This is a genomic window from Cytophagia bacterium CHB2, assembly GCA_030263535.1.
Taxonomy (GTDB): domain Bacteria; phylum Zhuqueibacterota; class Zhuqueibacteria; order Zhuqueibacterales; family Zhuqueibacteraceae; genus Coneutiohabitans.
Genome location: SZPB01000389.1, coordinates 1 through 5,839 on the forward strand (window position 1 = coordinate 1; position 5,839 = coordinate 5,839).

Genomic DNA, 5,839 nt, shown 5'->3' on the forward strand with positions numbered 1-5,839 from the left:
TTCAGCAACTCGCTGGCCGGCCCAGTAGCCATAAACCATAACATCGAACGGGCCGGTGACATAACCGGAGACGTTCAACGTGATGGGATTGTCGCGGCCATCCAGCCAGGAGATTTGCTCGCCTTCTTTTTCATCGTCATACCTCACTTCCAAATATTCGGGCAGCCGCAGTTGGCGTTCGAACGATACCGAGGTTTCCGTCAGCAATTCCTGCGAGGTGATTGGCCGGCGTTCGGCGCTATCCGTCAGCCAGGGCAACGCCGGCATGCGGAACACGCGAAACCCCTCGGCCAGCAAGCGATTCGCAATCAGCGCGCGATAGAAATGCCGTAACGAGCCGCGATACGCGTGCAAACGGTTTTGTCGCCATTTGTGTTCTTCCCGATCACTCGCGGGGGCCAGCGCTTTGAAGTGAGGGATGATTTGATAGCGCAAGCTCTCATCATTCAGATTTTGTTTGAACTCGAGCAGAATGATTTCAACCCTAAAACCCAGCCCGCGATTTTCCATGTCGAGAGGCTGTTCCGCGCGGGCGATGAACGACTTCGCATCTGTGGGCGTGTTGAAATCCAACACCTCAGGATTGACCAGTTTGCATTCGGCGACGAGCCGGGATGTGCCCCAAAACAGCTCTTCGAATTTCTTGAGATTTTTTCGCCATTCATGCGGCGGTTCGGCTACGACTTCAACGGTCGCCGCTTCCAAAGTCTTGGGCTTGAGGTTGAAATTCTGATTGTCCGAATCCGCTGCCATGACGCGAATGCTGCGTGTTTGCGTTTCATATCCAATGATGGAAACCACCAACTGGTGCGTGCCGGGCGGCACACGAATGATTTCAAAGGCGCCTTGTGCATCGGTGGCATCGCCCAAGGTGGTATTCGCAATGAAAACGCTGGCCGAAACAATCGGCGCGCCGTTCTCAATATCCTTGACAACGCCGTGAATAGTCGCCGGCGAAAGACTTTGGCCATATGCGGGCAGAGCGATAAGAACAAGCACCGCGCAAAAGGCGCCCGGATAACTTGGTTTCATTATTCTAGATTCTGAAGTCAGAACATGTCAAGATTGATAAATGCCGCACACCAAAAAGAATGAATCGCCTTTACATAAGATTTCAAGCTCTTCAATTGCTCTTGCGGCGTTGCGCCCACAGCCAGCTCCAGAATTCCGGTTCGGCATAGGCGCTATCCCACGAGTTATGGCCCACGCCGGGATATTCAGTGTATTTCACCTTGCCGCCCAGCGCTCGCAACGCGGCATTCATTTCGCGCGATTCGGTGACGCGAATCACAGGATCGGCCTCGCCATGAAAAATCCACACCGGCATTTTGCCGATTTTTTGGGCGATGGTTTCATACGGCTTGTCTTTGGGAATGAGATTCAGTGCGTAGCGTGGAAATAAACGGCTCGGCGGCGGAATGATGCCGCCGCACACCGGCGCGAGGGCGGCAAATTTTTGCGGGTGGCGTGAGGCGAGATACCACGCGCCATAACCGCCCATGGAAAGTCCGGTCAAATAAATGCGTTGCGTATCGCCGTTGAAATCTTTTATAGTTTTATCCAAAGCGGCGAGCGCCAACTCTTCCATTTTGCCAATCCAAACCGAGTCCTGCCGGCATTGCGGCAATACGACGATAGCAGGAAAAGACTCGATTTGTTTGCGAATCGCCGGGCCAAGCCCCACCTGCGCCTGGCGCTCACAATCCGCGCCGCGTTCACCCGCGCCGTGCAGGAAGAGAATCACCGGCCATTTTTTGGCCGGGGTGAAATGTTGGGGAACGAAGATTTGATAGCAGTAGGTTTGACCGTTGATTTTGATTTCGCGTTGGAGAAAGCCGGTTTTCATTTCTTGCGCGCAGGAGATGGAATAAAATAAACCGATCATGATAAAAAGAAGAAAGAAAGGCTTGGGCCGCATAATCATGCTCGTTTCATCTTGCAAATATTCGTTTCATTCTGGCTGTGCCAATAAGCCGTCCTGCGGCAAAAAATTTTATGAAGCCATTGTTGCTCTGCTTGATACGTCACGATATCCCTCCTGGATGACAGGGCGGCTAATTTCGCTAAACTTGAATCGCTACAAAAAAAGCAAAGACTGTCTCACCACCAGGACACGAAGACCCCAAGAAAAAAGCTTAGTGCTTGGTGGTGGAATTTGGTCGCAGCTCGTCTGCGTTGGGGAGTGTCATAAAGCCAGCTCACACAGTTCGAGTCAACTCAGCGGAAGCAACTGCGGCGCGCGCACCCAGATATGTTCGGTGAGATAGATGCCGAGCAGCACGAGTATGCCGGCAATCGCGGAGAGCAGCGATCCGCCAAACGCCAGCAGCAACAGCGGCAAGGCATTGCCGCACAACAATGCCCCGTACCAAAACGTCTTGCCGAATCTTCCCGCCACGATCATTTCTTTCACGGCTTTGGCATCGGCGGTGGAATGCGGTGTGAGCAATTCCACAGTAAGGATGACGAGATTAGTCAGAATGGAAACGTAAAGCGTCATGCGCAAAAAGGCAATCCAGTTTTCCGGCGCCGTCATAAATGACGCGCAAACGGCCAAGATCGCCGCGCCCGCCATGAAAGCATGCACCAGCATGTGCAGGGGCAGCACCGGGCTTTGCCAGAAATCCCGGCCCTTGGCTTGCGCGAACAGAAATGCGGTGTAAAGCGCCGCGATCACAGCAAAGGCAGCAGCCGTCCAATTCGCAAAGATTTCCACATTCGGCCAGTTGAAGAATTTCGCCGCAGCCGCAAGCGTGAGCAGCGCGCCGTAGATCGTCAGCGCATAGCCGCCTTTCACCAGCCAGGATTTCCACTGCGGCCGTAGCAAAACATAAATGAATCTCTGTGCTTGATCCAGATCTTTGACCAGCAGCGCGGTGGTGGCAATCAAAAAAAACAAACTCAACGCCAGACTCAACCATTGCACGCTTGCTGGCGTTTGCGTGAGATGAAAAACTGTGGCGAGGAAAGGCACCAAAAATGCGCCTGCGGCGATAGCTTTCGTCCAAACATATGCCGAAACTTCCCAGCCCCAGAGCACGCCCTTGCCGGGCGCATCATAAACGCGGCGCGCTTTTTCCTGAACCACTTCCTGCGCCTTGTGTTTCATTTTTTTCTCGTCGCCGCCGCGCGGAATCAAAACCTCCTCACCCTCACCATTCCCTCCGCTCACCCATTCGCCCTTTCCCGCCAGCGTTTCCGCCATTTTTGCGGCATCGGCCTGCTGCATGCGCGCTTCGGCAAAATGGGCGAAGTGGCCGACGCCGGCGGTTTGTGAACTCCACATATAATTGCTGGCTTGTTCTGTCGCGCTGGGCTTGAGCGAGGCGTCGTCGCCTTCGATATAAAACAATTTGGGTCGCGTGCCTTTTTCTACTTTGCGCGCGGTCACTTGTTCGCGCGCGAGCAGTTGCGCAATCTCGGAAAGCGGATTGTCGAGATCGCCGGAGATGATGGCATGTTCCGGGCAGACGTTGACGCAAGCAGGCTCCAAACCGATTTCCACGCGATGCGCGCAGTAATTGCATTTTGCCGCGGTGTGCGTGTTGGGATCGATGTAAAGCGCATCATACGGACACGCCTGCATGCATCCTTTGCAGCCGATGCAGCGGCGGTTGTCGAAATCGACGATGCCGTCGCCGCGGCGATAGAGCGCGGTCACCGGACAAATTTCCACACAGGGCGCCTCGTCACAATGATTGCAGCGCAGCACGGAAAACAGCCGGCGCGTGTGCGGAAACTCACCTTTCTCAATATATTTGACCCACGTACGATTGACGCCAATAGGAACATCATGCTCGGCTTTGCAGGCCACGGTGCAAGCGTGACAACCGATGCATTTGCGATTATCAATGATAAAACCGAAGTTCATGCTCCCTCTCACAAATAAATAATGATCACATTTTCCGCTGGCGCCGCACGCTCATCGGCCTTTATAGTTCTTGCAACCGGACTTTCACCGAGGTTTCCCGGTCGCCGCGCAGGATATTGACGGTAACCACTTCACCAATTTGATACCGTTCAAGCTCCGTGCCCAATTCATCAAAATTGGTGACGGGCTTACCGTTGATGCCGGTAATGATGTCACCCAACCGAATTTCACCCCAGCGATTTTGCACGATGCCGTTCAAACCGGCACGATCCGCCGCGCCACCGGGCTGCACACGATGGATGATCACGCCCTTAATGCGCCAACGCCGAGCGATATTGTCATCGATCGTGCTGACGCCCAATCCCGGGCGGATGACTTTGCCGTATTTGATCAGTTGCGGCACCACACGTTTGACAATGTTGACCGGCACAGCAAAGCCGATGCCCGCACTCGATCCGCTGGTGCTGTAAATCGCGGTATTGATGCCGATCAATTCGCCGCGCGAATTCAGCAGCGGTCCGCCGGAATTTCCGGGGTTGATGGCGGCGTCGGTTTGAATAACGCCTTCGATTGTCCGGTTGTTGCTGGATTTGATTTGACGGCCAAGCGCGCTCACCACGCCGGTGGTCAGCGTTTGATCCAGCCCAAAGGGATTGCCGATGGCGATCACTTTTTGTCCCACACGCAAATTTTCCGAACCGCCAATGGCCACCGGCGCAAGCTTGGCCTCCGGCGCATTGATTTTCACCACGGCAATATCCTTGCTCGGCTCGGCGCCGATCAATTCCGCATCGTAAGTGGTGTTGTCATTCAGCGTGACGCTAAACGCATCGCCATTTTGTACGACGTGATAATTCGTCACGATGTAGCCGCCGGTATTCCAGATGAAGCCGCTGCCCGAACCTTGCTGCACCTCCATCACGTCCATCGAAAAAATGTCGCTGCGCAGCGCTTTGTTGATCACAAACACCACCGAGGGTGAAGACCGCTGAAAGACATCGATGGTGTTGCGTTCGTCTTCGAGCAACATGCTGGCTGAGCTGGCAGCCGTTTGCGAGGGGCTCATGGCCGTTTGCGCGGCCACCGGTGTAATCGCTGCAGAATCCAGGTTCGAGGATTGGCCGGTCCGGCTGGGCGGCGTAAACGACGAATGAAAAAAAACGGTTGCCAAGACAACGCCGGCAACAACGCCGACAATCAAGCTCGGCAGTAGAGACGCACGAGAGCGTGACATACGAGTATCCTTGATCTAAAATTTTACCGCAACTATTTCATAAAAGCTTTGTATTTCGCAAACGGATCCGGCTCACCGGGCGCGTGTTCGGCGGGCCCGGAAATTTGTTTGACGGAGATAATGCGTTTCTCTTCCAGGCTGAGGTGAATGCGAAACTTGCTTGCCCCCATTTCTTCGACAAAAATGCCTTGATGCCCCGGGCTGAAAAATTCGACATGCAGACGATGCGCATCGAGATTAAACGCCTCGGCTACATTTAGGATTTCTTCATCCAAATTGATGCCGACTTCATTGTACGTCATAGGATCACCTCCCTGGCATGCCGTGAACCGGTTGGTATCGCGCGAAAGGCCTGCGCGGCCTTTAACAAAATAGTACCGATTTGCGCCTGAACGTGCAAGCATTTTTTCTGATTGCTTTCCCTGGAGGCTCGCGTTATATTACAAAGCGTTCATGTGTGCTTGCAGCGCTGTTTTCTGCTTGGCACTTTTCCGTTTGCAGCTCGCGGGGTTGAATGTCCAAAAATAAATCTCTCGTCTAAAAATTTTTGAGTGAGATATGAAAGCCGCCATTGACAAATTGCATTATGAAAAAACCCTGTGGCAACAGGGGCTGTCGCTCATCGCCGGCGTCGACGAGGCGGGCCGCGGCCCGCTTGCCGGCCCGGTGGTTGCAGCCGCAGTGATTTTTCATCCGGGAGAGTTCATTGACGGCGTTGATGATTCAAAAAAAAT

At 53.8% G+C, this 5,839-nt stretch carries 6 protein-coding genes; 1 reads left to right on the forward strand and 5 read right to left on the reverse strand.

Translation table 11 applies throughout. The annotated features are described in order from the left end of the window. From FBQ85_25590 to FBQ85_25610, 5 genes are all read right to left on the reverse strand, one after another. Nucleotides 1–1,032, reverse strand: a 1,032-nt coding sequence (locus FBQ85_25590; protein MDL1878505.1) for a carboxypeptidase-like regulatory domain-containing protein, incomplete at its 3' end; no start/stop codon positions are given. A gap of 91 nt (nucleotides 1,033–1,123) precedes the next feature. Continuing rightward, nucleotides 1,124–1,924 (reverse strand): phospholipase, encoded by an 801-nt coding sequence (locus tag FBQ85_25595; protein ID MDL1878506.1) that lies wholly within the window; start codon nucleotides 1,922–1,924, stop codon nucleotides 1,124–1,126. A 288-nt stretch (nucleotides 1,925–2,212) separates the two neighbouring features. Further along, complete coding sequence (locus tag FBQ85_25600; GenBank protein ID MDL1878507.1) at nucleotides 2,213–3,871, reverse strand: 4Fe-4S ferredoxin; 1,659 nt, start codon at nucleotides 3,869–3,871, stop codon at nucleotides 2,213–2,215. Nucleotides 3,872–3,932: 61 nt separating this feature from the next. Next, the gene (locus FBQ85_25605; GenBank protein ID MDL1878508.1) at nucleotides 3,933–4,937 is read right to left on the reverse strand and encodes a trypsin-like serine protease; all 1,005 of its coding nucleotides are present in this window, start codon (nucleotides 4,935–4,937) and stop codon (nucleotides 3,933–3,935) included. 200 nt (nucleotides 4,938–5,137) lie between these two features. Next, nucleotides 5,138–5,407, reverse strand: a complete 270-nt coding sequence (locus FBQ85_25610) for a hypothetical protein (GenBank protein MDL1878509.1) — start codon at nucleotides 5,405–5,407, stop codon at nucleotides 5,138–5,140. 256 nt (nucleotides 5,408–5,663) lie between these two features. Here FBQ85_25610 and FBQ85_25615 point away from each other — a divergent pair. After that, the coding region (locus FBQ85_25615; GenBank protein MDL1878510.1) for a ribonuclease HII at nucleotides 5,664–5,839 on the forward strand (176 nt) is incomplete at its 3' end.